The 25,729-nt window shown below is 73.7% G+C and carries 25 protein-coding genes; 15 read left to right on the top strand and 10 right to left on the bottom strand.

Features of this window, described 5'->3' with window-relative positions; genetic code table 11:
• The first annotated feature begins 170 nt into the window (after positions 1-170).
• The 3 genes from trhA to HCN08_RS04100 all read left to right on the top strand — a co-directional run bounded on the left by trhA (position 171) and on the right by HCN08_RS04100 (position 3,610).
• Complete coding sequence (gene trhA, locus HCN08_RS04090) at positions 171-869, top strand: PAQR family membrane homeostasis protein TrhA (protein ID WP_167981450.1); 699 nt, start codon at positions 171-173, stop codon at positions 867-869.
• Between the two features lie 259 nt (positions 870-1,128).
• Positions 1,129-2,874 (top strand): MFS transporter, encoded by a 1,746-nt coding sequence (locus HCN08_RS04095; RefSeq protein ID WP_322974216.1) that lies wholly within the window; start codon positions 1,129-1,131, stop codon positions 2,872-2,874.
• A 4-nt stretch (positions 2,875-2,878) separates the two neighbouring features.
• Positions 2,879-3,610 carry a TetR/AcrR family transcriptional regulator gene (locus HCN08_RS04100; protein WP_167981451.1) on the top strand — a complete coding sequence of 244 codons (732 nt, stop codon included), beginning with the start codon at positions 2,879-2,881 and terminating at the stop codon, positions 3,608-3,610.
• A 42-nt stretch (positions 3,611-3,652) separates the two neighbouring features.
• Here HCN08_RS04100 and HCN08_RS04105 read toward each other — a convergent pair whose 3' ends face one another.
• The 3 genes from HCN08_RS04105 to HCN08_RS04115 all read right to left on the bottom strand — a co-directional run bounded on the left by HCN08_RS04105 (position 3,653) and on the right by HCN08_RS04115 (position 6,565).
• Positions 3,653-5,683: a thioredoxin domain-containing protein gene (locus HCN08_RS04105; protein WP_167981452.1), complete on the bottom strand. Its 2,031-nt coding sequence runs from the start codon at positions 5,681-5,683 to the stop codon at positions 3,653-3,655.
• A gap of 141 nt (positions 5,684-5,824) precedes the next feature.
• Positions 5,825-6,049, bottom strand: a complete 225-nt coding sequence (locus HCN08_RS04110) for a hypothetical protein (protein ID WP_167981453.1) — start codon at positions 6,047-6,049, stop codon at positions 5,825-5,827.
• Positions 6,050-6,163: 114 nt separating this feature from the next.
• Positions 6,164-6,565 (bottom strand): restriction system modified-DNA reader domain-containing protein, encoded by a 402-nt coding sequence (locus tag HCN08_RS04115; RefSeq protein ID WP_167981454.1) that lies wholly within the window; start codon positions 6,563-6,565, stop codon positions 6,164-6,166.
• Between the two features lie 195 nt (positions 6,566-6,760).
• Between HCN08_RS04115 and HCN08_RS04120 the strand changes: the two genes are divergently transcribed.
• The 6 genes from HCN08_RS04120 to HCN08_RS04145 all read left to right on the top strand — a co-directional run bounded on the left by HCN08_RS04120 (position 6,761) and on the right by HCN08_RS04145 (position 13,846).
• The gene (locus tag HCN08_RS04120) at positions 6,761-7,033 is read left to right on the top strand and encodes a hypothetical protein (RefSeq protein WP_167981455.1); all 273 of its coding nucleotides are present in this window, start codon (positions 6,761-6,763) and stop codon (positions 7,031-7,033) included.
• Positions 7,030-7,437: a PIN domain-containing protein gene (locus HCN08_RS04125; protein ID WP_167981456.1), complete on the top strand. Its 408-nt coding sequence runs from the start codon at positions 7,030-7,032 to the stop codon at positions 7,435-7,437. Before HCN08_RS04120 ends, HCN08_RS04125 begins: the two co-directional genes overlap by 4 nt.
• Positions 7,434-7,763, top strand: coding sequence for a Uma2 family endonuclease (locus HCN08_RS04130; RefSeq protein ID WP_167981457.1), 330 nt, complete (start codon positions 7,434-7,436; stop codon positions 7,761-7,763). Before HCN08_RS04125 ends, HCN08_RS04130 begins: the two co-directional genes overlap by 4 nt.
• Positions 7,764-7,872: 109 nt before the next feature.
• Positions 7,873-8,220 (top strand): YciI family protein, encoded by a 348-nt coding sequence (locus tag HCN08_RS04135; protein ID WP_206318371.1) that lies wholly within the window; start codon positions 7,873-7,875, stop codon positions 8,218-8,220.
• Positions 8,221-8,302: 82 nt separating this feature from the next.
• Positions 8,303-9,661 carry an RNA polymerase sigma factor gene (locus HCN08_RS04140; protein WP_407648664.1) on the top strand — a complete coding sequence of 453 codons (1,359 nt, stop codon included), beginning with the start codon at positions 8,303-8,305 and terminating at the stop codon, positions 9,659-9,661.
• A 138-nt stretch (positions 9,662-9,799) separates the two neighbouring features.
• Positions 9,800-13,846: an AAA family ATPase gene (locus HCN08_RS04145; RefSeq protein WP_322974217.1), complete on the top strand. Its 4,047-nt coding sequence runs from the start codon at positions 9,800-9,802 to the stop codon at positions 13,844-13,846.
• A 65-nt stretch (positions 13,847-13,911) separates the two neighbouring features.
• Here the strand turns inward: HCN08_RS04145 and HCN08_RS04150 are convergent, their stop codons facing one another.
• Together HCN08_RS04150 and mca are read right to left on the bottom strand one after the other, a co-directional pair.
• A complete protein-coding gene (locus HCN08_RS04150; RefSeq protein WP_167981459.1) occupies positions 13,912-14,178 on the bottom strand; it encodes a hypothetical protein in 267 nt (88 codons plus the stop codon).
• 6 nt (positions 14,179-14,184) lie between these two features.
• On the bottom strand, positions 14,185-15,057 hold the full coding sequence (gene mca, locus HCN08_RS04155) for a mycothiol conjugate amidase Mca (RefSeq protein ID WP_167981460.1): 873 nt from the start codon (positions 15,055-15,057) through the stop codon (positions 14,185-14,187).
• A 126-nt stretch (positions 15,058-15,183) separates the two neighbouring features.
• Between mca and HCN08_RS04160 the strand changes: the two genes are divergently transcribed.
• Positions 15,184-15,606: a DUF4307 domain-containing protein gene (locus HCN08_RS04160; protein WP_167981461.1), complete on the top strand. Its 423-nt coding sequence runs from the start codon at positions 15,184-15,186 to the stop codon at positions 15,604-15,606.
• Positions 15,607-15,791: 185 nt separating this feature from the next.
• Positions 15,792-16,289 carry a transcription elongation factor GreA gene (gene greA, locus HCN08_RS04165; protein ID WP_167981462.1) on the top strand — a complete coding sequence of 166 codons (498 nt, stop codon included), beginning with the start codon at positions 15,792-15,794 and terminating at the stop codon, positions 16,287-16,289.
• Between the two features lie 70 nt (positions 16,290-16,359).
• Here the strand turns inward: greA and HCN08_RS04170 are convergent, their stop codons facing one another.
• From HCN08_RS04170 to ilvA, 3 genes are all read right to left on the bottom strand, one after another.
• Positions 16,360-17,214 (bottom strand): ABC transporter permease, encoded by an 855-nt coding sequence (locus tag HCN08_RS04170; RefSeq protein WP_167981463.1) that lies wholly within the window; start codon positions 17,212-17,214, stop codon positions 16,360-16,362.
• Positions 17,211-18,242 (bottom strand): ATP-binding cassette domain-containing protein, encoded by a 1,032-nt coding sequence (locus HCN08_RS04175; RefSeq protein WP_167981464.1) that lies wholly within the window; start codon positions 18,240-18,242, stop codon positions 17,211-17,213. Before HCN08_RS04175 ends, HCN08_RS04170 begins: the two co-directional genes overlap by 4 nt.
• A 294-nt stretch (positions 18,243-18,536) precedes the next feature.
• Positions 18,537-19,766, bottom strand: coding sequence for a threonine ammonia-lyase (gene ilvA, locus HCN08_RS04180; protein WP_167981465.1), 1,230 nt, complete (start codon positions 19,764-19,766; stop codon positions 18,537-18,539).
• A gap of 314 nt (positions 19,767-20,080) precedes the next feature.
• On the opposite strand from ilvA, the gene HCN08_RS04185 reads away from it, so the two are divergent.
• The 3 genes from HCN08_RS04185 to HCN08_RS04195 all read left to right on the top strand — a co-directional run bounded on the left by HCN08_RS04185 (position 20,081) and on the right by HCN08_RS04195 (position 21,536).
• Complete coding sequence (locus HCN08_RS04185; RefSeq protein WP_167981466.1) at positions 20,081-20,596, top strand: MarR family winged helix-turn-helix transcriptional regulator; 516 nt, start codon at positions 20,081-20,083, stop codon at positions 20,594-20,596.
• Positions 20,597-20,727: 131 nt separating this feature from the next.
• Positions 20,728-21,273, top strand: coding sequence for a sigma factor-like helix-turn-helix DNA-binding protein (locus HCN08_RS04190; RefSeq protein ID WP_407648665.1), 546 nt, complete (start codon positions 20,728-20,730; stop codon positions 21,271-21,273).
• Positions 21,270-21,536 carry a hypothetical protein gene (locus tag HCN08_RS04195; protein ID WP_206318405.1) on the top strand — a complete coding sequence of 89 codons (267 nt, stop codon included), beginning with the start codon at positions 21,270-21,272 and terminating at the stop codon, positions 21,534-21,536. The genes HCN08_RS04190 and HCN08_RS04195 overlap by 4 nt, the downstream gene beginning before the upstream one ends.
• 78 nt (positions 21,537-21,614) lie before the next feature.
• On the opposite strand, the gene HCN08_RS04200 is transcribed toward HCN08_RS04195, so the two are convergent.
• Positions 21,615-22,790, bottom strand: coding sequence for a cystathionine gamma-synthase (locus HCN08_RS04200; RefSeq protein ID WP_167981468.1), 1,176 nt, complete (start codon positions 22,788-22,790; stop codon positions 21,615-21,617).
• Positions 22,791-22,870: 80 nt separating this feature from the next.
• Between HCN08_RS04200 and HCN08_RS04205 the strand changes: the two genes are divergently transcribed.
• Positions 22,871-23,431 carry an SMI1/KNR4 family protein gene (locus tag HCN08_RS04205; RefSeq protein ID WP_167981469.1) on the top strand — a complete coding sequence of 187 codons (561 nt, stop codon included), beginning with the start codon at positions 22,871-22,873 and terminating at the stop codon, positions 23,429-23,431.
• Positions 23,432-23,514: 83 nt separating this feature from the next.
• Here the strand turns inward: HCN08_RS04205 and HCN08_RS04210 are convergent, their stop codons facing one another.
• Positions 23,515-25,548 (bottom strand): glycosyl hydrolase family 28-related protein, encoded by a 2,034-nt coding sequence (locus HCN08_RS04210; protein WP_167981470.1) that lies wholly within the window; start codon positions 25,546-25,548, stop codon positions 23,515-23,517.
• Positions 25,549-25,729 lie beyond the last annotated feature (181 nt).

Genomic DNA, 25,729 nt, shown 5'->3' on the forward strand with positions numbered 1-25,729 from the left:
CGGACGCGTTCGCAGGCGCTCATCCGGTGCCGACCGCACTCATATGAGTGTGGGGGTGCTCAGGAGAGTCTGTCCAGAGGGCGAGACGTGACCCGGGCCACCGCCCGGACGGCGGACACCGGGTGGTGGGGCGGCCGTCAACCTACGGTGACGTAGGTAGCATTGACGCCATGAGCGCCGTCGATGACACTGCTGAAGTGCCTGCCGACATCGATGCACTCGACCGGTTGAAACCGATAAAACCCAAGCTCAGAGGGTGGTTGCACGCGGGGATGTTCCCCGCAGTGCTCATCTCGGGCGTCGCGCTGACCGCGTTCGCCCAGAGCACCAGGGGGCGGATCGCCTGCGCGATCTTCACGGTCTCGGCGTGTGCACTGTTCGGTGTGAGCGCGTTGTACCACCGCGGGAACTGGGGTCCGCGCGTTGCCGGAATTTTGCGCCGGCTTGACCATGCCAACATCTTCCTGATCATCGCCGGCACCTACACGCCGCTGGCGATACTGCTGCTGCCCGGCGGCACCTCGCATCTGCTGCTGTGGCTGGTGTGGGCGGGCGCGCTGGCCGGCATCGCCTTCCGGGTCTTCTGGGTCGGCGCGCCCCGCTGGCTCTACACGCCGTGCTACATCGCGCTGGGCTGGGTCGCGATCTTCTTCCTGCCGGACTTCCTGAAGACCGGTGGCGTCGCGGTGATGGTGTGCGTGATCGTCGGCGGGGTGCTCTACAGCACGGGCGCGGCGGTCTACGGCTTCAAGAAGCCGAACCCGTCACCGCGGTGGTTCGGCTTCCACGAGGTCTTCCACTCCTTCACGCTCGCGGCGTTCATCGCGCATTACATCGGGATCTCGCTGGTGGCGTACACCCACGCGTAGCGCCTGCGGCGCGGCTTTTCGGCTCTACGGCTCTGCGGCTCTACGGTTCTACGGCTCTGCGGCTCTACGGTTCTGCGGTCTTCGGATCTCCGGTTCTTCGTCGGTCAAGGCCCGTACCCCTTCGGGGGTGCGGGCCTTTTTGCCGTGCCCGGGCCGCCGTACACGGGGGCTTGGGGGTGCGGGTTGGCAGGGGTTCGGGTGGCAGCTACTCTCTTTTGAGAGTCACTATCATTTGACCTTCACTCGCAGGAGTTCTGCCGTGTCCGTACCCTCCCCTGCTGCCTCCGATCAGCCCGAGCAGCCCGACGCGCCCGATCCGCGGCGCTGGCTCGCGCTCGTCGCCCTCAGCCTGGGCATGCTGCTGCTCAGCTTCGACACCACGATCCTCAACGTCGCGCTGCCGACCATGGCCGACAGCATCGGCGCCACCACCGGCGACATGCAGTGGATCGTCGACTCGTACACCGTCGTCTTCGCCGCCGCGATGCTGCCCGCGGGCCTGATCGGCGACCGCTTCGGCCGGCGGCGGATGCTGGTCGTGGGCCTGGCGGTCTTCCTCGCCGGGTCGGTCGCCGGCGCGCTCGTCGACTCCCCCGGGGCGGTCATCGCCGCCCGTACGGTCATGGGGCTCGGCGGCGCGTTCGTGATGCCGCTCGCGCTGTCGGTCATCCCGTCGCTGTTCGGCCCGGCCGAGCGGCCCAAGGCGGTGGCCATCGGCAGCACCGCGATGGCCATGGGCATGCCGCTCGGCCCGATCATCGGCGGGGCGCTGCTGAAGAACTTCTGGTGGGGCTCGGTCTTCCTGGTCAACATCCCGCTGGTCGCGCTGGCCATCGCCGCGTGCCTGTGGCTGCTGCCCGAGAGCCGCGATCCCGCCGCGCCCCGGGTGCGGATCAGCAGCACCTTCTTCGCCGCCGCGGGCCTGGGCTCGCTCGTCTACGGCATCATCGAGGCCCCGGCGCGCGGGTGGGGCGACCCGGTCGTCGCGATCGCGCTCGCCGCCGGGGTCGTGCTGCTGGGCGCGCTGGTGGTGCGCGAGCGCAGTGTGCCGCGGCCGATGCTCGACATGGGCTTGCTGCGGCAGCGCGGCTTCCTGTGGAACGCGGTCGCCGCCACGCTGGTCAGCTTCGTCCTGACCGGCATGGTCTTCGTGCTGCCCTCCTACCTCCAGGGCGCGCTCGGTTACGACGCGCTCGGCACGGGCCTGCGGCTGCTGCCGATGATGGGCGGGCTGACGGTGTCGGCGCGGCTCGCGCCCTCGCTGGTGGCCAAGGCCGGCCCGCGGCCGGTGATCACGGCGGGGCTGCTGCTGCTCGCCGCGGGCGGCTTCCTCGGCGCGACGACCGGGGCGGGCGACGGCTACGGGGCCATCGCGGTGTGGCTGACGGTCGCGGGCGTGGGGCTCGGGCTGTGCGTCGTGCCGTCCATGAACGGTGCGCTCGGGGCGCTGCCCCGGGAGCGGGCCGGCAGCGGGGCGGGGCTCATCCAGACGCTGCGGCAGACCGGTGCGGCGATCGGCGTCGCCGTCCTCGGCAGCGTGCTGGCCGCCGGCTTCCGCGGCCGGCTGCACACCGCGGGACTCGACCCGGCGTCGGCGCACGCGGCGCGCGAGTCGCTGGCCGGGGCGCATGCGGTCGCCGGGCGGGTGGGCGACCGGGCGCTGGCGGCGTCGGCGAACACGGCGTACCTGCACGGGATGGACGTGGCGCTGGTGGTGTGCGGGGGGACGGCGCTGGTGGCGGCGCTGCTGCTGGCGGTCTTCCTGCCGAACCCGCGGCCGGGCCGGGCGGGGGACGCTGGTGGCGCCGCCGGTGGGCCGGGCGGGGCTGGTCGGGCCGCCGGTGGGCCGGGCGGGTCGGAGCGGGCGGGGGCGTCGGCGTCGGCGTCGGGTGCGGGAACGTCCGCGGCGGAGGCAGGGACGTCGGAGCCGGAGGCGGGGGCGGCGGCGTCGGAGGCCGCGGGGGCGGGGGCGTTGGCCGGGCGGCCGGCGGATGCCCGACAATGACGTCATGCCCCCTCGCCCCTCCGACGCCCCCGCCTCCCCCGCCGGGCCCGGGCCCGGCGCCCCCGGGTCGTCCGGTGCCGACGGCTCCCGCGCCGCCGGGCCCGGCGGCCAGGGCGCCCCCGGCTGCCACGGTCCCGGGGCCGCGCCCACCCAGGGCCTGCGGGAGCGCAAGAAGGTCCAGACCCGGCAGGCCATCCGCGCCGCCGCCTACCGGCTCTTCGCCGCGGACGGCTACGACGCCACGCCGGTGGACCGGATCGCGGCGGAGGCGGACGTGTCGCCCAGCACCGTCTTCCGCTACTTCCCGACCAAGGAGGACATCGTCCTCACCGACGAGTACGACGACCGGATGGCGGACCGGCTGCGCGCCCGGCCCGCGGACGAGGCGCCGCTGCTGTCGGTCCGTATGGTCCTGCGCGAGACGCTGAGCGGGATCCTGGCCGATCCCGCCCAGCGGGCCGAGATGGTCCAGCGCGAGGAGCTGGTCCGCGACGTCCCGGCGATCCGCGCCCGCGCGTACGAGACGATGTCGCTGACCGGCCGGATACTCGGCGGCATCATCGCCGCCCGCACCGGCCGCACGGCGGACGCGCTGGAGGTGCGGGTCTTCACCGCGGCGGTCTTCTCGGTGATCCACGAGGCCACGATGTTCTGGGTGGAGAAGGCGCCCGAGGAGGACCTGCTGACCATCCTGGACCGGTCCCTGCGGCTGCTGAACCGCGGCCTGGAGATCTAGCGGCCGGCGGCGCATGCCCCGGGCCCGGGTGTTCAGCCCCGTTCAGCCGCCGGGCCGGAGCTGGCTGCGCAGGGTGCGCGGGTCGGAGGTCGGGGCGTCGCACACGAAGCCCTTGCAGACGTACGCCGCCGAGCGCCCGGCGCGGGTGGGCCGCTGGTGGAGCAGCGGGAACTCCGTGGAGCCCTCCTCGCCGACCGCGACGACGACGCCGGGCGCGGCGCCCAGCAGCGCGGTGCGGTGCAGCTCCGCGGTGAGCGGGTCGCCGGTGTGGCCGACGACGGCGACCTCGCGCGGCCCGTCGATCGCGGCCTCGGCGACCGCGAGCCCCCACCCGATGAACCGCGGCGCCCGCGAGGCGAGCGCGCCCACCACGCCGAGCGCGGCCTCGGCCGCGGTGCGGTGCGGCTCGGCGCCGGTGTGGGCGGCGTACGACAGCAGCGCGCCGGCCGCCGCCGTCCAGCCGGAGGGCGTGGCGTTGTCGGTGGGGTCCTGGGGCCGCCGGATCAGCTTCTCCGCGTCGTCCGCGGTGTCGTAGAGGGTGCCGTCCTCGGCGGCGAAGTGGTGGATGACCGAGTCGAGCAGCAGCCCGGCGAAGTCCAGCCAGACGCCCTCGCCGGTTACGGAGGCGAGCGCGAGGAAGCCCTCGGCGACGTCCGCGTAGTCCTCCAGCACGCCGTCGTTGTGGCCGGCGACCCCGTCGCGCGACGTGCGGGTGAGCCGGCCGCGCCCGTCCATGTGCACCCGCACCAGCAGGTCGGCCGCGTCCACCGCGGCCTGCACCAGGTCCGTACGGTCAAAGTACGCGCCGGTCTCAGCGAGCGCGGCGATGGCCAGGCCGTTCCAGGCGGCGACGACCTTGTCGTCCCGGCCGGGGCGGGGCCGCCGGGAGCGGGCGGCGAGCAGCCGGTCCCGTACCGAGGCGACCCGCTGGGCGTCCACCACGCCGCCGCCCTGCCGCAGTTGGAGCACGGAGGCGCCTTCCTCGAAGGTGCCCTCGTCAGTGACGCCGAAGTAGTCCGCGGCGAACTTGCCGTCCGCCTCGCCGAGTTCGGCGACGAGTTGCCCGGGCGTCCAGACGTAGTACGCGCCTTCGGCGTGGCCGCCGCTGCCGTCGTCGCTGTCGGCGTCCAGCGCGGAGGCGAACCCGCCCTCGTCGGTGGCGAGTTCACCGACGACGAAGTCGGCGGTCTCCAGCGCGACCCGGCGGGCGAGGTCGGAGCCCGTGGCGCGCCACAGATGCGCGTACACCCTCATGAGCAGCGCGTTGTCGTAGAGCATCTTCTCGAAGTGCGGGACGACCCACTCGCGGTCGACGCTGTAGCGGGCGAAGCCGCCGCCGAGTTGGTCGTAGATGCCGCCGCGGGCCATCGCCTCGCAGGTGTCGCGGGCCATCTGGAGGGCGCCCTCGGCGCCGGTGCGGGCGTGGTGCCGCAGCAGGAACTCCAGCACCATGGAGGGCGGGAACTTCGGCGCGCCGCCGAACCCGCCGCGCCGGGCGTCGTACTCCCGGGTGAGCCCCAGCAGCGCGGCCCCCATCTCCGCCTCACCGGGCGTGGCCGACACCCCGAACGCGGCGCCGCGCCCCGCGAGGTCCCGCACGATGTTCCCGGCGACCTCGCCGACCTCCTCGCGCCGGTCCCGCCACGCGGCGACCACACCCTCCAGCACGTCGACGAACCCCGGCATCCCCTGCCGCGCCCGCGGCGGGAAATACGTCCCGAAGTAGAACGGCTCCCCGTCCGGCGTGAGGAACACCGTCATGGGCCACCCGCCCTGCCCGGTCGCCGCCTGCACCGCCTCCATATACACGGCGTCGACGTCCGGCCGCTCCTCCCGGTCCACCTTCACGGCGACGAAGTGCTCGTTCATATACGCAGCGATCTGCTCGTCCTCGAACGACTCCCGCGCCATGACGTGACACCAGTGACACGCCGAATACCCCACACTGAGCACCACCGGCACCCCGCGCTTGCGCGCCACCTCGAACGCCTCGGCCCCCCACGGCCACCAGTCGACCGGGTTGTCCGCATGCTGCAGCAAATAGGGCGAAGTAGCGTCACCGAGTCGGTTCACCGCCCCAGCCTCCCACAGAGCCCCGCCCCGATCGAACCCCGCGCCCACCCCCCTCTCCGAACGGCCCAACCCCGCCACGGGGTCGCGCGGGCCGCGCCGCGGACTACCGGACAGCCCCGGCGCCGCGGCCCGCCACTACCTTTACCTCGCGTGTGTGATGTGGGTTGTGTGCTCGGTTCCGTGGATCCCGCTCGCCAGGTAACCGCCGAGGGCCACGACCGCCACAGCGGCTGTGAATGCGTAGACCAGCCGCTCGCCTCGCGAGGGGCTGCTCGCGCCCGACGGCGGAGCGCTCCAGCGGAAGACCAGCGCTCCGATCACGAGCGACCCGGTGGCGACGAGGACGGCGACCAGGTCGAAGGTCACGTACAAAGAACTCCTTGGTATGCAGGCGGAGAAGCGGGCATGTTCGTCGGCGGTTGCCGACAGATGGTCTAGGTGAGGAGTTCGGCGATGCCGGGCCGAGGCCTTCCCCGCCTTCTACGAGGCGTCCAGTTCCTGGCGGAGCTGGTCGAGGGTGGAGCCGTCGGGTGTCTGCCACAGGGTCCAGCCGTTGATCACATTGCCGGTTACGGCTTCCGCGGCCTTGGACGGGGAGGGGAAGGGGGAGGGGTGGCCGTCGACGATGAGCTGGCCGTCAGCGGTGACGACCGCGCGGCCGGATCTGTTGGCGCGGCGCTGACGGAACGTCAGGACGGTGTCCGGCTTGAGCAAACCGGCACGCATCAGCCCCGCGAGGGGCCCGTGGGGAATGACGGGCGCGGCTTTCACCGGAGGCTCGCCTCCGCCGAGGGCGAGGGTGACGTGGACGGTGTCATCGGTGCTCGCGCTGACGAGCCGAGCGATGACCGCGGGGTCGAAGTGGATGCTCAACGTTGCCATGGGTGCTCCCGCCGTAGATGAGCCCAGCGCCTTTTCGCTGGATTCGTCTTCGATCTTAAGCGGTGCAAGCAGCTGGAGTCAACTCTCGTCTTCAGCGACTCAGGAGCGGTTGGTGGCGAGGGGTGCCGGCACGTCCGCACAGGGGGGAATGCTCGGCCGCTCGTGATGTATTAGAGGCTGTCGTACACTGGCTGCGTGAAGCCGACCCGTGCCGGGAACACCGAGAACATCTCCGTGTCCATGCCCGCCGAGCTGGTCAGTGAGCTGCGCTCGCGGACCGGGCGGCGGGGGCTGTCCGGGTACATCACGGAGGCGGTCAGGCACCAGCTCGCCATGGACGGGCTGGCCGAGATCGTCGCAGCGCACGAAGAGGAGCACGGGCCGCTCACGGAGCAGGAGGTCGAGGCCGCCCGCCGCGAGCTGTTCGGGGAAGAGGACGCCCGGGGCGTCGGGCGGGGCGCTGCGTGAAGGAGCAGCCGCCGCGCTCCCTGGTCCTCGACTCCGAGGCGCTGTCGCTGCTGCTGCGCAACGACCGGAAGATGGCGGCCCGTATCGAGGCCGCCCGGCAGGCCGGAGTCCCGGTCCTCGTGTCCGTGCTGACCATCGTCGAAGCGGTGCACGGCAAGACCGACCACGCACGGCTGCGCTGGCTGCTCTCCCGGCTCCGGGTGGAGCCCGTCAGCCAGGAGGACTCGCTGACCGCGGTGGCGCTGCTCCAGGACGCGGGCGGGCTGCACGGGCACAAATACGCCATCGACGCGCTCGTCGCGGCGCTCGCACTGCGGATGCCGGCTCCCGTCGTCGTCCTCACCTCGGACCGCGACGACTGGTCGAAGCTCTGCGGAAGCCGCGTGCTCATCAGAGACGTATGAGCGACGAGCCGGCCGTACCCGCACGGATGCACGAGCAGATCACCGCCGAGCAGTACGGCTCCTGGTCCGCCGAGCAGTGCGCCGGCGTCGAGGTGGTGTCCCCGGGCTCGGAGACCACTGACCGGGTCGTCAAGCTCCAGCAGTACGCCCGCGCGGGCATCCCCTTCTACTGGCGCATCGAGCAGTCCGCCGGCACGGTCCCGCTGGTCTATACGTATCTGCTCGATGCCGCGACCTGCGCGTATCGCGAGGGGGACGTCTTCGCGGGCGTCGTCAAGGCAAGCGCGCCCTTTGCGCTGGACGTCGATCTCACGTCGCTGGGCTGAGGGCCCCGGAAAAACTTGCGCCGGTGTGTCGATCGCGGGGGGTCGTGTTCGACGCATTGGGTGAGGGCGCGGGAAGCGGGCCCTGGGAGAGGAGATCGGCGTGCGTTACATGATGTTGCTGCGGCTGGACCCGGCGAAGGCTCCGGTGGAGGGGCCGAGTGGGGAGCTCATGGAGGAGATGGGGAAGCTGCTGGAGGAGATGACGAAGGCGGGGGTGCTGCTGGACACCGGGGGGTTGCGGGCGGTGGAGCCGGGGGCGGTGGTGCGGCAGGTCAAGGGGAAGCAGACGGTGCTGGACGGGCCGTTCAGTGAGGCCAAGGAGGTCATCGGGGGGTACGCGCTCGTGCAGGCCAAATCGCTGGAGGAGGCGACGCAGTGGGCCTCGCGGTTCCTGGCCGTGCACGGGGAGGAGTGGGAGATCGAGGCCGAGGTGCGGCAGGTGGAGGAGCCGGAGTAGGAGCGAGCGGGGGGCGGCGGCAACGGGGGAAGCGGGGCGTCGGCTTGGCGGCGGCGCCCCGCGGCTGCTGTGATGGGGGGTCGTGACGGCAGCCGAGGAGCAAGGGGCCGGCGGCCCGCGGGACGAGCAGACGCGGCGGGCGCGCCGGGCGGTGGAGGCCGTGTGGCGGATCGAGTCGCCACGGCTGGTCGCGGGGCTGGTCCGGCTCGTGCACGACATAGACCTCGCCGAGGAGCTCGCGCAGGACGCGCTGGTCGCCGCCCTGGAGCAGTGGCCGCGCGACGGTGTGCCGCGCAATCCCGGCGCCTGGCTGATGACCACCGCCAAGCGCCGCGGCATCGACCTCATCCGGCGCAACGAGGTCTTCGCCCGCAAGCTGCGGCTGCTCGGGCACGAGCTGGAGATCGCGCAGGGGGCCGCCGTCTTCGACGAGCCGGCCGGCACCGCCGGTGCCGAGGGCGGGATCGAGGACGACCTGTTGCGGCTGGTCTTCGTCGCGTGCCATCCCGTGCTCTCCCGCGAGGCCCGGCTCGCGCTGACGCTGCGGCTGCTCGGCGGCCTGACGACCGACGAGATCGCCCGGGCCTTCCTCACCGCTGAGCCGACCGTCGCGCAGCGCATCGTGCGCGCCAAGCGGACGCTGGCCAAGGAGAAGGTGCCGTTCGAGGTGCCGCGGGGTGCGGAGCTGGCGCAGCGGCTGGCGTCGGTGCTGGAGGTCGTCTACCTGATCTTCAACGAGGGCTACTCGGCGACCGCCGGCGAGGACTGGATGCGCCCGGGCCTGTGCGAGGACGCGTTGCGGCTGGCCCGCGTGCTCCAGGGGCTGCTCCCGGCGGAGCCCGAGGTGCATGGGCTCGCGGCGCTGCTGGAGGTGCAGGCGTCGCGCGCGGCGGCCCGCGTCGGGCCGGACGGCGGGCCGGTGACGCTGCTGGAGCAGGACCGCAGGCGCTGGGACCTGCTGCTCATCCACCGCGGCTTCGCCGCCCTGGCCCGGGCGGACGCCGCGGCGAGGGCGCGGGGGGCGGCGCCGGGGCCGTACGCCTTGCAGGCCGCGATCGCCGCGTGCCACGCCCGTGCGGTACGGGCCGAGGACACCGACTGGGGCCGTATCGCCGAGCTCTACCGGGCGCTGGCCGCCGTCGCGCCCTCCCCCGTGGTCGAGCTGAACCGCGCGGTCGCCGTCGGCATGGCCGAGGGGCCCGCGGCCGGGCTCGCCGTCGTGGACCGGGTCGCCGCGAGCGGTGCGCTGGACGGCTACCACCTGCTGCCGAGCGTCCGCGGTGACCTGCTGGCCCGGCTCGGCCGCGCCGCCGAGGCCCGCGCGGAGTTCGCCCGCGCCGCGGGCCTGACCCGTAACGGAGCCGAACGCGCCCTGCTGCTGCGGCGGTTGGCGGAGGTGGCGGGCGCCGGCGGGGGCGGGGGCGGGGGCGCCGGGGGCTGAGCCGGCTGCGGGGGCCTGTAACAGAGTTGGGACGGGATCGGGGCGCGGGGCGGGGCTTGACGCGGCCCGTGGGCGGGCACCAAACCTGTCCGACCGCCCTTCCGACGGGAGGGGTCGGGCGTCACCGGGGAGGACGAAGTGCCGGAGTCACGGATCGCCCTGCGGGAAGCCGACCGTACCGCCGCGGACCGGCTGCTGGTACGGCTGGTGGCCGAGCGGGGCGCTGCCGCGGGGGACGCGGACGCGCTGCTGCGGCGGGCGCGGGAGCGGTTCGACGAGCTCGCCGGGGCCGCGGCGGGCGAATACCTCGCGTACGTACGGGCGTTGGACGCGCGGCCGGGGGTGTCGCGGGCGGTGCCGGACGGCCGGCCGCGGGGGGCCGCGGGCAGTACGGCCGGGGGCGTCGCGACGGGGGTCGCCGCGCTCACCGCCTTCGGCGTGGACGTGGGCCAGGGTTTCTCCCTCGGCGGCTCCCTGCTGACCGGCGCGGCGGTGGGCGCGGCGGGCGTCGCGGCGCTGGGTACGGCCGCCGCCCGCGGCCGGGCGGCCCGCCGCGCCGCCGCCGCGGACGAGCGCGCCGCCCCCGGCGGGCCCGAACAGCTCCGCCTGCTGTGGCTGTCCGCCCTGGAACGCCGCGGGCTGCGGCCTTTCCTGGAGTCGGGCGGGGGTGGCGGTGCCGTGGGCGGCAGCACGCCGGGTACGGGCCCCGGTGCCGGGGCGGGCGCCGCTTGGGCCGGGGCTGGGTACGAGGCCCGGCCCGGCGGCGAGGGCGCGGAGGCCGGCCCGGACGCGGGGGCACGTACGGGCTACGGGTCAGCGCCGGGAGCCGGTGCCGGGCCTGCCGGCGCGGCAGGCGCGGGCGCGGGCGGGCGTACGGGCTACGGGTCGGCCCCGGGCGTCGGCGCGGCGGGCGCGGGCGCGGGTACGGGCTACGGCTCGGCCCCGGGCGTCGGCGCCGGACACGGCGACGGCAACCAGCCCGACGCAACGCCCGGCGTCCGGGCCGGACACGGCACCAGCGACGCGTCCGGCGGCGGCACCCGCTCGGGCGCTGACCCGGACGGCAGCGCATACGGCACCGGCACCGCTCCGGGCAGCGGCGCCGGCTCCGTACCCGGCACCGGAGGCGCATCCGCCGGCGGCACCGGCACGCACCCGGGCCCCACGCCCGGCACCAGCCCCGCGCGCGGCCACAGCACCGGCCCAGGCGCCGAGCCCGGCAGCGCATACGGCACCGGCGCCCCCTCCGCCGCCACGCCCGGCGCCGGGGCCGGCCCCGGCAGCTCACCCGGCGCGGGGGCCGGGCCCGGCACCGCCCCCCGCCCCGGCAGCTCACCCGGCGGCACCGCCCCCGCCCCCGGCCCCCGCAGCTCACCCGGCGGTCCCACCCCCGCCCCCGGCCGCGCCGGCTCACCCGGCAAGGGGCCCCTCACCCCCGGCGGAGCCGGTCGCGTGCAGCCCCCCGCCGGACTCGTCAAGCTCGCCCGCAGCGCCGCCGAGCTGCCGCGGGCGCGGCGGCCCGGTGGGGACCGGAGTGCGGCGGCCCGGACGCGGGCGGTGCTGGAGCAGTCGTTCGGGCAACTGCCCGCCGCAGAAGGGGCGTTCACCGGGCGGGCGGAACCGCTCGCGTACATCACGCGGGCCGTGCACCAGGCGCGGGCCGCAACGACCGTGCAGCCGACCGTCGTTGTGCTGCACGGCGAGCAGGGCAGCGGGCGGACGACGCTCGCGGTGCGGGCGGCGCGGCAGTTGAGGGACCAGTTCCGCGGGGCGTGCGTGGTGAACCTGCGGGGGGCGGACGAGGCCAGGACCGGCGTGGCCACCCGGGACGCGCTGCTGCACCTGCTCAACCGGCTCGGCGCCCCGCGCGACCAGCTGCTCTTCCGGGACCGGCAGGACCGGCAGGACCAGGGCCAGCACCTGCGGCGGCTCATGGAGCAGTACCAGCAGCACCTCACCGGCGTGCCCGTCGTCATCGTGCTGGACGACGCGACCGACCCGCAGCAGGTCGCGGCCCTCGTACCGGAGCGGTCGGAAAGCCTCGTGCTGGTCACGGCGGACGAGCCGCTGGACCTGGAGCTGCCGGGCGCCCGCGTGCACCACTACCCGGTGGAAGCCCTCAGCCCGCAGGGAGTTCACGGCCTGCTGCGCCAACTCGCCGAAGAGGCCGGGCTGGAGCCGCCCGGCACCGCGCAGGCCGCCCGGCTCGGCGAGCTGTGCGCGGGCCTGCCGCTCGCGCTGCGGATCGCCGGCGGCGCCCTCGCCGACCACCACGGCCCGGACCGGCTCGCCGCCGACATCGAGGTGTTCGGCCCCCGCCCGGCGGTCGACCGGATACTGGCCCTGCGCTACCACGACCAGCCCGAGCCCAACCGCCGCCTGCTGCGCCGGCTCGCGCTCACCGGCCGGGCCAGCTTCGGCGCCGCCGCGGCAGCGGCGCTGCTGGCCACCGACGACCAGGAAGCCGCCCGCAGGCTCGCGGAGTTGGCGAAGGCCGGGCTCATCGACCAGGTGCGCGGCAGCCGTTACCGCCCGCACGACCTCGTACGCGCCTTCGCCGCCGAGCGGCTGCTGGACGAGGAGGACCCGGTGGAGCGGGCCGCCGCGCACGAGCGGCTGATCCGCTCGTACGCCGACCTCGCCAACACCGTGGTGCGGCTCGTCGAAGGCAAGACCTCCACCCGGGCCGGCCGCTTCGGCCACCACGGCTTCACGTCGCTGGAGAACGCGCTGCGCTGGCTCGACGAGGAGTCCAGCTTCATCACGGCCGCGCTGCGCCGCACCGAGGGCGTGGACCGGGCGGCGGTGCAGGCGCTGCTGGGCGCGCTGTGCGACTACTGCCTGCTGCGCGGCGACCTCTACCGGCTCGGCGAGATCAGCGAGTTGGCGCAGGGCCAGCAGTCCCGGGCGGCGCATTCCGGCCCGGACGAGGACCGCTCGGTGCTGGTGCGCTCGGTGCAGTGGCGTACCGGCATCGCGGCCCGGCAGCTCGGCGAGCTGGACCGGGCGAAGTCGACGCTCAGCACGGTGGTGGACCTCTACTTCGAGGCGCAGCACCCGGCGGGCGCGGCCCGCGCGCTGGACAGCCTCGGCATCACCCTGCACCACCAGGGCAACCTCCGCGAGGCGGAGGCGAAGCTGCGTGAGGCGCTGGCGATCCAGACCGCCCCGGAGCTGGAGGAGGACCGGGCCTGGACGATGCACGCGCTCGCGGCGGTGCTGCGCGACATGGGGCAGCTCGCGGGCGCGCTGGAGCTGCTGTACGAGTCGCTGGCGCTGCACCGGGCCAACGAGAGCGTGCAGGGCGAGGCGTGGGCGCACCTCCAGCTCGGGCAGGTCTTCCTGCTGCTGGGCCGGCTGGAGGAGGGCGAGGCGCAGTTGCGGGCGGCCGGGCAGGCGTACGCGCTGGCCCGCGACCCGCGCGGCACCGCCTGGACGACGACGCAACTGGCCCGGGCCCGGCTGCTGCGCGGCGAGGCCCGCGAGGCGTCGGCGGACCTGGAGGCGGCGCTCCAGCGCCACCGCACGAACGAGGACGCCCGCGGCGAGGCGTGGAGCCTGTACTACCTGGGCCTGTCGCTGGAGGAGTGCGGCGACCTGGACGCGGCGCTGCGCACGCTGGAGCGCTCGCGGACGATGTTCTCGCGGATGCGTGACGTGTACGGGCTCGCGTGCGCGCGGCACAACTCCGCGCGGGTCACCCGCGACCAGCGGGCGGCGCGTACCGGCAACCTGCGCAACAGCGGGTTCGCGCGGCAGCTGCTCCAGGACGCCCGGCAGGACTTCCGGCGGATCGGCGTCCCGCACGGCGAGGCGTGGTCGTGCGTGGAGCTGGCGGTCATCGACGCGGGCAACGAGCGGCCGGCGGAGGCGGTGGCGCTGCTGGACGAGGCGTATGCACTCTTCGCCGAGCTCGGCGACCGGCGGGGGCAGGACTGGGCCCTCTTCCTGCGGGCGACGGTCCTCCCCCTGCTGTCGGAGGAGGGTGCGCGGCAGGCCGCCGACGACCTCCACGCGCTCGCCGCCCGCGCGCCCTACCCGGCCGCGGACCCCGACCTCGACGGTTACGTCGCCGCGTACGCCGTCCTGCTCGCCCGCGGCTCCACCGCCCCCTGGCCCGCCTGGCGCCTCGCCATGACCCCCACCCGCACGACCCGCATGACCATGGCCCTGCCCTTCGCCTAGCGGGCACCCACGCGGGGGCCAAGGGGGCTAAAGGGACTAAGAGGCCAAGAAGGGAGCTACGGGTGCTACGGGGCCTTCGGGCCCGGGATGTGGGCGGGGGGCTCGGCTGCGGGCGTGGAGGGGCGGCGCTCGGGGGCGGCGGGCTCCTCGAAGTCGATCTTCTTCATCTGCTTGCCCATGTTCTTCATGAGCAGCCACAACGCCGCGGCGATCACCGCGAAGATCACGAACCCGAGGAGCCCGGGCGTCACCTTGTCATCGTTCACCTCGGCGAGCGAGACCAGCGGGTGGCCGAGGGCGTGGGAAGCCAGGGATGCAGTCACGCCCTCCATTGTGGCTCAGGCCCGCCGGATGCCCGCAAAGAGGTCGTCCTCCGGGAGGGAGACGTCCACCCGGGTCTTGGCGAGCTCGTAGTCCTCGGTCGGCCAGACCTCCTTCTGCAGGTCCATCGGCACCCGGAACCAGCCCCCGTCCGGGTCGATCTGCGTGGCGTGCGCGAGCAGCGCCTTGTCGCGGATCTCGAAGAAGTCCGCGCAGGGCACATGCGTGGTCAGGCTGCGCTCGGGCCGGTCGGAGTCCTTCCAGCGCTTGAGCCACTCGCCGTACGGGGACTCCAGGCCGCGCGCCTCCAGCGCCTCGTGCAGCGCGACGGTGCGCTCCCGGTTGAAGCCCTGGTTGTAGTAGAGCTTGAGCGGCGTCCAGGGCTCGCCGGCCCCGGGGTAGCGCTCGGGGTCGCCGGCGGCGTCGAAGGCCACCATGCTGATCTTGTGGGTCATGATGTGGTCGGGGTGCGGGTAGCCGCCGTTCTCGTCGTACGTGGTGATCACGTGCGGGCGGAACTCGCGGACGAGCTTCACCAGCGCGCCGGCCGCCTCGTCGACGTCCTGGAGGCCGAAGCAGCCCTCGGGCAGCGGCGGCAGCGGGTCGCCCTCGGGGAGCCCGGAGTCGACGAAGCCGAGCCACGACTGCCTGACGCCGAGGATCTCCCGGGCGAGGTCCATCTCGCGGGCGCGCACCTCGTGGATGTGCTCCTGGACGTACGGGTCGCCCTGGAGTTTGGGGTTGAGCACCGAGCCGCGTTCGCCCCCGGTGCAGGTGGCCACGAGTACGTCCACCCCTTCTGACACGTACTTGGCCATCGTGGCGGCACCCTTGCTCGACTCGTCGTCGGGGTGAGCGTGTACGGCCATCAGTCGAAGCTGCTCAGTCAAGGCTGCTGTCCTCAAAGTCCGGTGGTTCGTGGAACCCCCTCGGTGAACGACCGGGAGGGCACGCCTCCTATAGTGACCGAGCGGGGGGACGAATAATTCCGCGGTCAGTGAACGGGAGACTCGAACATGGCGGCTGTCGACACCGGCCCGCACGGTTCCCCGCCCGCGGGCCGCTACGGTCCGGGCGCGGACGCCCGTGCCGACCGTAAGCTGCGGATCGCCGCGGTCGTCTTCGGTGTGCTGGTCGCCGCCGGGGTGGGCTGGTACGGCTACGACACCCTCGCGGGTGACAAGGTCAGTGCGCAAGTGGTGGCCTTCGAGGCGGTGTCGGACCAGTCGCTGCAGATGCACCTGGAGGTCCACAAGGGCGCCGACTCCGTCGCGGTGTGCACCGTGCGCTCGGTGGACGGCGACCACGACGAGGTGGGCCGCAAGGACGTGCGCATCGCGCAGCACGGCAAGCAGGTCGACACGCTGGTGACGCTGCGCACCACGTCCCGCGGCACGACCGGCGAGATCGTCGGGTGCAGCGTGGCGGGACACCGCTGACCCCGCCCCCCCGGTAAGGAGCCCCGCCGGCACCACCGCGGCGGCAGCACCCTGCGTGCCCGCGTCGGCACGGCACGCAGAAGTATCCGCTCCCGTCTGTCGCCGGTAATTGTTAGGCTCGTGGTTTCGTCCCGGCTACCGGTGGCAATGCAATTCTTCACGACAGTACCGACGAGGAGCACTCTGTGACCCAGACCAGCGACAACGTCACCTGGCTGACCCAGGCGGCGTACGACCAGCTCAAGGCCGAGCTGGAGCATCTGTCTGGTCCGGCCCGCGCCGAGATCGTCGCCAAGATCGAGGAAGCCCGCCAGGAAGGCGATCTCAAGGAGAACGCCGGCTACCACGCGGCGCGCGAGGACCAGGGCAAGCTGGAGCTGCGCATCCGGCAGCTGACCCAGATCCTGGAGACCGCGAAGGTCGGCGAGGCCCCCGCCGACGACGGTGTGGTCGCCCCCGGCATGGTCGTCACGATCGCCTTCGACGGCGACGAGGACGACACCCTGACGTTCCTGCTCGGCTCGCGCGAGGGCATCTCCAGCGACCTGGAGACGTACTCCCCGCAGTCCCCGCTCGGCCGCGGGGTGGCCGGCAAGCGCAGCGGCGACGAGGCGACGTACGAGCTGCCGAACGGCAAGAGCGCGATGGTGAAGGTCCTCGACGTCAAGCCCTACCAGGGCTGAACCGGCCCCGGACGAAGCAGCGGGCCCCCGGCGACTTCCGCCGGGGGCCCGTCCTGCGTGCGCGGGGCCGTTACGCCGTCGCCGAGCGGTACTTGTGGACCGCCCAGGTGCGGAAGACCGCGATGATGATCACCGACCAGATCAGCGACGCCCACACCGGGTGCTGCATGGGCCAGGCGTCGGACTGGCTGACGCCCGGGTTGCCGAAGAGCACCCGGCAGGCCTGCACGGTCGCGCTGAAGGGGTTCCAGTCGGCGACCGGCTGGAGCCAGCCCGGCATCTGGGAGGAGTCCACGAAGGCGTTGGAGACGAAGGTGACCGGGAAGAGCCAGATCAGGCCGCCCGAGGTGGCCGCCTCCGGCGAGCGCACCGACAGGCCGATGAGCGCGCCGATCCACGAGAAGGCGTAGCCCAGCAGGAGCAGCAGCGCGAACGCGCCGAACATCCTGGGCACCCCGTTGTGGATCCGCCAGCCGACGAGCAGGCCGACGCAGGCCAGCACCACCACGGTGAGCGCGGTCTGCACGGAGTCGGCGAGGGTGCGGCCGGTCAGGACCGCGCCGCGGGACATCGGCAGCGAGCGGAACCGGTCGATGAGGCCCTTGCTCATGTCGTCGGCGATGCCGGCGCCGGCGCCGGCGGTCGCGAAGGTGACGGTCTGGGCGAAGATTCCGGCCATCAGGAAGTTGCGGTACCCGTTGGGGCTCAGCGAGCCGCCGACGGCGACGGAGCCGCCGAAGACGTAGCTGAAGAGCACCACGAACATGATCGGCTGGACGAGGCCGAAGATCACGACCTCGGGGATGCGCATCATCCGCCGCAGGTTGCGCTTGGCGACGACCAGCGAGTCGTGCGCGGACTGCGTGACGCCGCCGCGCGGCCGGGGCGCGAGGGTCAGCTGCGGGGTGTCGGTCGCGGCGCTCACTTGACGCCCTCCTTCACGGCGTTGCCGGTGCCGGCGGCCGGGCCGTCGCCCGGCCCGCCCTCCGCACCGTCCTCGGTGTCCTCGGTGTCCTCGGCGGCGTGGCCGGTCAGCGAGATGAACACGTCGTCCAGCGTCGGGCGGCGCAGGCCGATGTCGTCGATCTCGATGCCCTGCGCGTCCAGGTCGCGGATGACCTCGGCGAGCAGCTTGGCGCCGCCGGTGATCGGGATGGTGATCTTGCGGGTGTGCTGCTCGACCTTGGCGTCGCCCTTGCCGTGCTGGCGCAGGGCCCGGGCGGCGTCGTCGATGCGGTCGCGGTCGTGCACGACGACCTCGACGCGCTCGCCGCCGGTCTGCGCCTTGAGCTGGTCGGAGGTGCCGCGGGCGATGACCTTGCCGTGGTCGATGACGCAGATGTCGTGGGCGAGGTGGTCGGCCTCCTCGAGATACTGCGTGGTGAGCAGCATCGTGGTGCCGCCGGCGACCAGGTCCTCCATCACCTCCCACAGCTGCTGGCGGTTGCGCGGGTCGAGGCCGGTGCTGGGCTCGTCCATGAACATCACCGGCGGGCTGACCACGAGGGCGGCGGCCAGGTCGAGCCGGCGGCGCATACCGCCGGAGTAGGTCTTGGAGACCCGGTTGGCGGCGTCGGCGAGGTTGAAGCGCTCCAGCAGCTCGTCGGCGCGCCGGCGGGCGGCCTTGGCGCTGAGCTGGTAGAGCTCGCCGACCATCTGCAGGTTCTCCCGGCCGGTCAGGAACTCGTCGACGGCCGCGAACTGGCCCGACAGGCCGATGTGGCGGCGTACCTCGTTGGGGTGCTTGACCACGTCGATGCCCGCGACGGTGGCCGTGCCGCTGTCCGGCTGGAGGAGGGTGGTCAGGACGCGGACGGCGGTGGTCTTCCCCGCCCCGTTGGGCCCGAGCAGACCGAGGACCGTGCCTTCCGGCACGTCGAGGTCCACTCCCCCCAGTGCCCTGACATCGCCGAAGGTCTTGACCAGACCCTCGGCATGGATGGCGCCCGGCATTTCGCTGCTCCCGTCCGTTGCTGTGCACTGCTGCGTGCCCTGCGTGATGCGTGCTTGTACGGCTGTACGACCGGTCGGACGGCCGAAACTCATCGGCCGATGATCGCCGCAAGCGCCGCCGCGCGCGAACGGTTAACGCGTCCGCCGCGGCAGGAGGCCGGGACACCGCCCCGGACGCCGCCGGCAGGGGCACCCACGCGATACACCGCGAGAATGCCAGACGCGATATATCGCGTCAACCTGCCGGCGTACGAGCCTCCGGCCCCGGTCCCGACCCGCCCGTACGGCGGCAGCTCAGGCGATCACCACATAACCGGCGTCCTCCAGCGCCGCGCCGACCGCGGCGCAGTGCTCGGGACCCTTCGTCTCCAGGTGCAGCTCGACCTCCGCCTCGGTGAGCCCGAGCCGCGGATCGGTCCGCACATGGCTGACGTCGAGCACGTTAGCGTCCACCACTGACAACACCCCGAGGAGCGTGGCGAGCGCCCCCGGCCGGTCGGTCAGCCGCAGCCGCAGCGACAGGTAGCGGCCCGCCGCGGACATGCCGTGCCGCAGGATGCGCTGGAGCAGCAGCGGGTCCACGTTCCCGCCGGACAGCACCGCCACGACCGGGCCCTCGTACGCGTGCGGGTCCGCCAGCAGCGCCGCGACCGGGCTCGCCCCGGCCGGCTCGACGACCAGCTTGGCCCGCTCCAGGCACAGCAGCAGCGCCGAGGACAGCTCGTCCTCCGAGACCGTCACGACATCGTCGACCAGGTCGCGGATGAGCCCGAACGGCACATCGCCGGGGCGGCCGACCATGATGCCGTCGGCCATCGTCGCGACCTGCCCGAGCGCGACCGGCCGGCCGGCCGCGAGCGAGGGCGGATACGCCGCCGCGCCCGCCGCCTGCACGCCGACGACCCGGACGTCCGGCCGCAGCGCCTTGACCGCGACCGCGACACCGGCCGCGAAGCCGCCGCCGCCGATGCCCACGACGATGGTGCGCACCTCCGGGCACTGCTCCAGGATCTCCAGGCCCACCGTGCCCTGCCCGGCGATGATGTCGGGGTGGTCGAAGGGGTGGATGAAGACCGCGCCGGTGTCCTGCGCGTACGCGATGGCCGCGCGCAGCGTCTCGTCGACGACGGTGCCGTGCAGCCGTACCTCGGCGCCGTAGTCGCGGGTCGCGGCGACCTTGGGCAGCGGGGCGCCGACCGGCATGAAGACGGTGGAGCGCACCCCGAGCAGCGAGGCGGCGAGCGCCACGCCCTGCGCGTGGTTGCCGGCGCTGGCCGCGACCACGCCGGCGGCGCGTTCCTCGGGGCTCAGGCCGGCGATCCGCACGTAAGCGCCGCGGATCTTGAACGAGCCGGTGCGTTGCAGGTTCTCGCACTTGAGGTGGACGGGTGAACCCACCACGGATGACAGATGTCGGCTGCTTTCCATGGCGGTGACCCGGGCCACCCCGGACAGCATTTTGTGGGCGCCGCGCACGTCGTCGAGGGTGATCGGGTGGGGCGCGGGAGTTGCCGGTCGGTCCATACGACCAGTCTCGCAGTCCGGCACCCGCACTACGCGCACGGCGGGCGTGCGCCGCGCCCGGGGGGGCGTACGCCCCGAGCGGGCGCCGGGCGGGCGGGGGCGCGCGCGGGGCAGGGGTGCGCCGCGGTCCGCACGGCACGGTCATGACCGGGTTGCGGTTTGTGCGTGCGGGGTCTGCGGGGCAGTCCGGCCGCGTACTCTTCTCCCAACTTCCCGCCCGGTTTCCGGGCGCGGCTTTCCGCCGGGCTTTCCGCCCCTTTCCGATTTCCTTTTCCGTCCCCTCCCAGAATCGACAGAACGCGAGCTTCAAGGCCATGTCCAAACCGACGGAGACCTCGACCGAACTCCTTGAGCGCCTCCAGCACCAGGTGGCCCTCTTCGCCCGCCGCGCCGAGCAGACCCGGCTCGGCGGGGTAGGCAAGGCCCGCAACTCCATGGACCGCGCGGCCTATCTGCTGCTCAACCGGCTGGACCGGGAGGGCCCGATGGGCGTCAAGGCGCTCGCGGAGTCGATGGGCATCGACTCCTCGACGGTCACCCGGCAGGTGGCGCCGCTGGTCGACACGGGCCTGGTCAAGCGCACCTCGCACCCCGACGACGGGCGGGCCGTGGTGCTCGCGGTCTCGCCGCGCGGCCGGTCCCGTCTGGAGGACGTACGCGACTCGCGCCGCCGGCTGATGGCCCAGGTCACCGAGGGCTGGACGGCCGAGGAGCGGGAGGTCTTCACCGATCTGCTGGTGCGCTTCAACGTCGCGCTGGCCGACTGGCACGCCGGGCTCGGCCGCGGCGACGACGAGCCGGCGGCGGGCGCCGCGGCCGAGGGGCGGTAGGCGGGGCCGGGACGGGGCGCCGGGCGGGTCCGGGGGGCGTGCCCGGAAGGGCACGGCCCCAAGGGGGTCGGGCAAGGGGCTTGACCCGGAACACCCGGTTGCCGTCCCATGTCCGCGTGGGGAGACGCCGGGTGGCAGCGGAGACCCGACGGGACGCCGAGTTCGCGGCGTTCACCGCCGGGGCGGCAGGGCGCCTGCTGCACACCGCCACCCTGCTCACCGGCGACCCCGCGCAGGCCGAGCGGCTGCTCACGGCGACGCTCGCGCGCACGTACGCCGACTGGCTGCGGATGCGCGCGGAGGACCCGTACGACCAGGCGCGGGCCGAGCTGATCCGGCGGTTCGCCTACCGGCCGTGGTGGCGCCGGCCGCGCGGCGGGGTCCTGGACCGGCTCACCCCGCAGGAGCGGCTGGTGGTGACGATGCGGTACTTCGAGGGCGTCGCGGAGGAGCAGACCGCCGCGCAACTGGGCCTGGCCGCCGAGCGGGTACGGGCGATCGCCGCCCGCGCGACCGCGACCCTGCGCAGCCGCCCACCGGCCGGCCCCGGCCCGGCCCCGCGCACGGTGGCCGAGGCACGCGACCGGCAGGGCGGCGACCGCGGCGCCCCGGGCGGACGCAGCAGCACGGGCGGCCCCGGCGGCGCGCACCGGGCGGCGCACGGGGTGGCGCGGTGAGCCCGCGGGCGCCGAACCGGCGCGACGACGAGGTGCGGCAGCTGCTGGACACCCCGCACCCGGCGGTGCCCGCCGAACTGGTGGCGCGGGCGACCGCCCGGGGCCGCCGTACCGTACGCCGCCGCCTGCTGGCCCGGCGGGCGCTGTGGGTGCTGCTGGCCCTCGCCCTGGTCGCCGGCGTCGTCCTGGCGGTCCTGCTGTGGCCGGACCACCCCACCGCGAGCAACGACACCGGCGACGCCACCTGGTGGGCCCCGGGCTAGGCCGGCCCGGTGCCGGCGGACGCGATGCCCGCCGGCCGGACGTGGCGGTGTGCGCCGGCCGGACGTGGCGAGATCGCGTCAGCCGAGCGCCTGGCGGAGGTCCGTCAGCAGGTCGTCGACCGACTCGATGCCGACCGAGAGGCGTACGAGGTCCGCGGGGACTTCGAGTGCGGAGCCGGCGGCGGAGGCGTGGGTCATCCGGCCGGGGTGCTCGATGAGCGACTCGACGCCGCCCAGCGACTCGCCGAGGGTGAAGAGCGCCGCCCGGTTGCACACCGCGACCGCCGCGTCCTCGCCGCCGGCGACGCGGAAGGAGACCATGCCGCCGAAGGCCCGCATCTGCTTGGCGGCGACCTCGTGGCCCGGGTGCTGCGGCAGCCCGGGGTAGAGGACCTCGGTGACCTTCGGGTGCCCGGCGAGCATCTCCGCGACGCGCTCCGCGTTGGAGCAGTGCCGGTCCATGCGCACCGCGAGCGTCTTGATGCCGCGCATCACCAGCCACGCATCGAAGGGCCCGGCGACCGCGCCCATCGCGTTCTGGTGGTAGGCCAGTTCGTCGCCGAGCGCGGCGTCGGAGGTGACCAGCGCGCCGCCGACGACGTCGGAGTGGCCGCCCATGTACTTGGTCGTGGAGTGCACGACGACGTCCGCGCCGAGCGCGAGCGGCTGCTGGAGGTAGGGGCTGGCGAAGGTGTTGTCGACGACCAGCCGCACGCCGGCCTGCCGGGCGACGCCGGCGAGCGCGGCGATGTCGGTGATGCCCAGCAGCGGGTTGGACGGCGTCTCGACCCAGATGAGCTTGGTCTCCGGGCGGACGGCGTCGCGTACCGCCTGGACGTCGGAGGTGTCGGCCACCGACCACGCGATGCCCCAGCGCTCCACGACCTTCGCGAACAGCCGGAACGTGCCGCCGTACGCGTCGTTCGGGATGACGACGTGGTCGCCCGGCGCGAGCAGGGTCCGCAGCAGGCAGTCCTCGGCGGCGAGCCCGGAGGCGAAGGCGAGGCCGCGCCGGCCGCCCTCCAGGGCCGCGAGGTTGGCCTCCAGCGCGGTCCTGGTCGGGTTGGCCGAGCGGCTGTACTCGTAGCCGCCGCGCAGGCCGCCTACGCCGTCCTGCTTGTACGTCGACACCTGGTAGATGGGGGTGACGACGGCGCCGGTGGCCGCGTCCGCGGGCTGCCCGGCGTGGATGGCCAGGGTCTCGAAGTGCCGGCCGGCCTCGTCGCCCCGGTGATCGCTGTGGTGATCGCTCATGGCGCCGAGCGTAGTGCGTCGCGGGCGGCGGATGGCTGCACCCGATCCGCGCCCCTGGTGAGCCGCGCTCTGGTAGGCATGTGTCCCGCGGTACGACGACGGTACGCGACGACACGGGGGTGTGGCGGGTGCAGGGGCCGAGCGTGGGGATCGACGACACCGGCTGGGCGCGGATGGGGCCCGAGCAGCGGGTCCGGGCGGTGGTGGCGCTGCTGACGGACCGCCGGGACGCGGCGGCGCCGCGGCCGATGGGGCTCGGGGTGCGGGAGATCATGGAGATCGAGCGCGACCAGCCGGGTCCGGTGGGCGCGGCCTACCGGTGCTTCCTGTCGGTGACGGGCGGCGGGTTCGGCCGGCTGCTGGTGAGCAGCGACGTGTTCTACCCGCTGATGCTGGGGCTGCGCGAGGCGGCGGAGGACCTGCTGGCCGAGCACGGCGTGCCCTTCCGGCTCGCGGACACCGACCGGGTGTTCCTGATGCACCAGAACGGCCGCTTCGACTTCCTGCGGGGCCCGGGACCCGATCCCGAGGTGTGGTCCTACGACGAGGCGGACGGCGACTTCGCCGGGCCGAACCCGACGGGGGCGACCTTCACCGAGTGGCTGCGGGGCGTGGCCGAGCGGGAGGTACGCGGCGGCTGAGGGCGTGGGGCGGCGTGAACGGCCGCCGGCCGCGCGGGAGTCGGACTCCGCGGGCGGCCGGCGTGCGCCTCGGTGCCGTCAGCTCACCAGGTGGTGGGCGGCGGCGGGGGGACGACGGCCGGGCGGTCGTCGCAGGTGATGGTGTTGGGCAGCTCCCACGGGGCGAGCCAGGGGCCCGTGGTGCCGCCGCCGTCGTTGCCGCCGAGGTCGGTGACGGCGAACTCCGAGCCGGCGGGCGTGAAGTTGAAGGAGCCGCAGTTGTTGACGCCGACCGCGCCGACGTTGCGGGCGTCGACGTTCTGGAACGTCGCGCCGCCGGCGGTGCGGGCGCTGAGCACCGAGGTGCCGGTGCCGTCCACCTGGATGTCCTTGAAGTGGACGCCTGTGATCGAGTAGAGGTCCTTCACGGGGAAGTCGCTGACCAGCATGATCGCGTTGTACGTGCTGTCGAGGAAGTGGTCGCCGGTCACCTGGATGTCGGCGTCGATGTTCTTCTCCAGCGCGTAGAACCAGATCGCGCCGAGCCCGATGTTCCAGTTGAGCTCGTAAGTCCCGGCCCGCACCGTGGTGTTGCCGGTGATGGCGAGCTTGCCGGTGAAGGGCTCGGCGCCGAAGCGGGAGCCGACCTGGATGGCGCTGCCCTCGCGGATCGGGTCGGCGATCAGGTTGTCGGCCACCGTGTTGTCCGAACCGCCGTACAGGGCGATGCCGTTGGCGAGCACCGGGGTCTGCACGGTGTTGTGGTCGATGGTGTTGCCGACGTCCTCGGTCTTCTCCGACCACAGCGCGAGCGCGTCGTCCCCGGTGTTGCGCAGGAAGTTGTTGGAGATCGACGAACGGGTCACTCCGGTGTGGAAGTTGATGCCGTCCGCGATCTGGTCGACGATCACGTTGTTGGTGATTTTCAGGTTGGTCATGGGTCCGTCGAACCACATGCCGACCTTGGTGTGCTGGATGTACAGCCCGTCGATCGTGGAGTTGCTGAGCGCGCCGCCGATGCCGTTGACCTGGTCGGTGTCGATACGCTCGCGCACGTCGCCCTGGATCGCGAAGCCGGACAGGTGGACGTCAGAACTGCCGCCCTGGGCCGCGTCCTTGCCGTAGAAGCCGACGCCGGTGTGCACGCTGCCGTCGGGTGCGGGCGTGGCGAGGTCCACCTGGTGGCCCTTGATGATGGTGTACCAGCTGCCGGCGCCCTCGATCGTGACGTGGTCGACGATGATGTGCCGGTCGACCTGGTACGTGCCCGGCGGGATGTAGACCTTCAGGTGGCTGCGCTGCGCGAAGGCGACGGCCTTCTCGATCGCGCCGGCCGAGTCGCGGCGGCCGGTCGGGTCGGCGCCGAAGAGCAGCACGTTCGCGGCGAGCAGGTCGATCTTGGGCGGGGCGACGAGCTGGGAGTCCAGCAGGTCGATCGTGGTGGTCGCGGCGCCTGCCGGCACGGTGAGCCGCACCTTCTGGCCCGCCTTGTACGTACGGCCGAGCAGCAGCCGCTGCTCGTCGTAGAAGTGGTTGGGGCGGAAGGGCTTGGCGAAGACCGGTGCCGGGGTGGTGTCCTGGGGCACGCAGGAGCACTCGGTGACCCAGTAGTCGGGGTGCAGGATGTCCGCGCCGGGGTCGTTGGAGAACGGGTAGAGGTTGTAGAGCCACGCGTATTGCGAGGTCAGCGTCATCGTCCTGGTGGCGCCGCCGACGCCGACCTTGAGCGGCGAGGTGAGGCCGCCGCCGGCGGGCGCGTCGGGGATGCTGTAGCGGACGTTGATCGCGTTGGCCGCGCTCGGCAGCGTGAACTCCACGTACTGGCCGGGCTTGAGGGTCACCGCGCTGCGGCCCGACGCCTCGGCGGGCAGGGTGTACGCGTCGCGTCCGGGGCCGATGACGGTGCCGTTGGTGGTGGCGTGCTCGGCCTCCTGCTCGGCGAACGGCACGGTGGCGCCGCGCCCCGCCGTCAGCGCCGGGTCGATCGCGGCCCGGGTGACCGCGGGTGCCGCGCTCGCCGCCGGGGCCTTGGCGACCGCCGCGCCGGCGCCCAGCACACCGAAGGCCGCGGCGGTCGCGGTGACCGCCGCGGCCGTGGCGACGGCTCTTCGCCGCGGGCCTGTTGACCATCTCGCCATCGAAAGCTCGATTCTCTCGGGACAGCTCAGGTGGGGGTTCCCGCCCGAACGCCCGCCCCGCCCGCCCGGTCTGACGTCGGGGCGCGCGGCGCGGGCGCCGGGGTGAGGGTGAATTTAGGGCGGTCCGGTCCGGTTCCACAAGGTCTGTGCGCGCAGTATTTCGCGTCTTTGCCGAGCAACT

Origin of the sequence: Actinacidiphila epipremni (genome assembly GCF_012034175.1) — a bacterium.
Classification (GTDB): Bacteria; Actinomycetota; Actinomycetes; order Streptomycetales; family Streptomycetaceae; genus Actinacidiphila; species Actinacidiphila epipremni.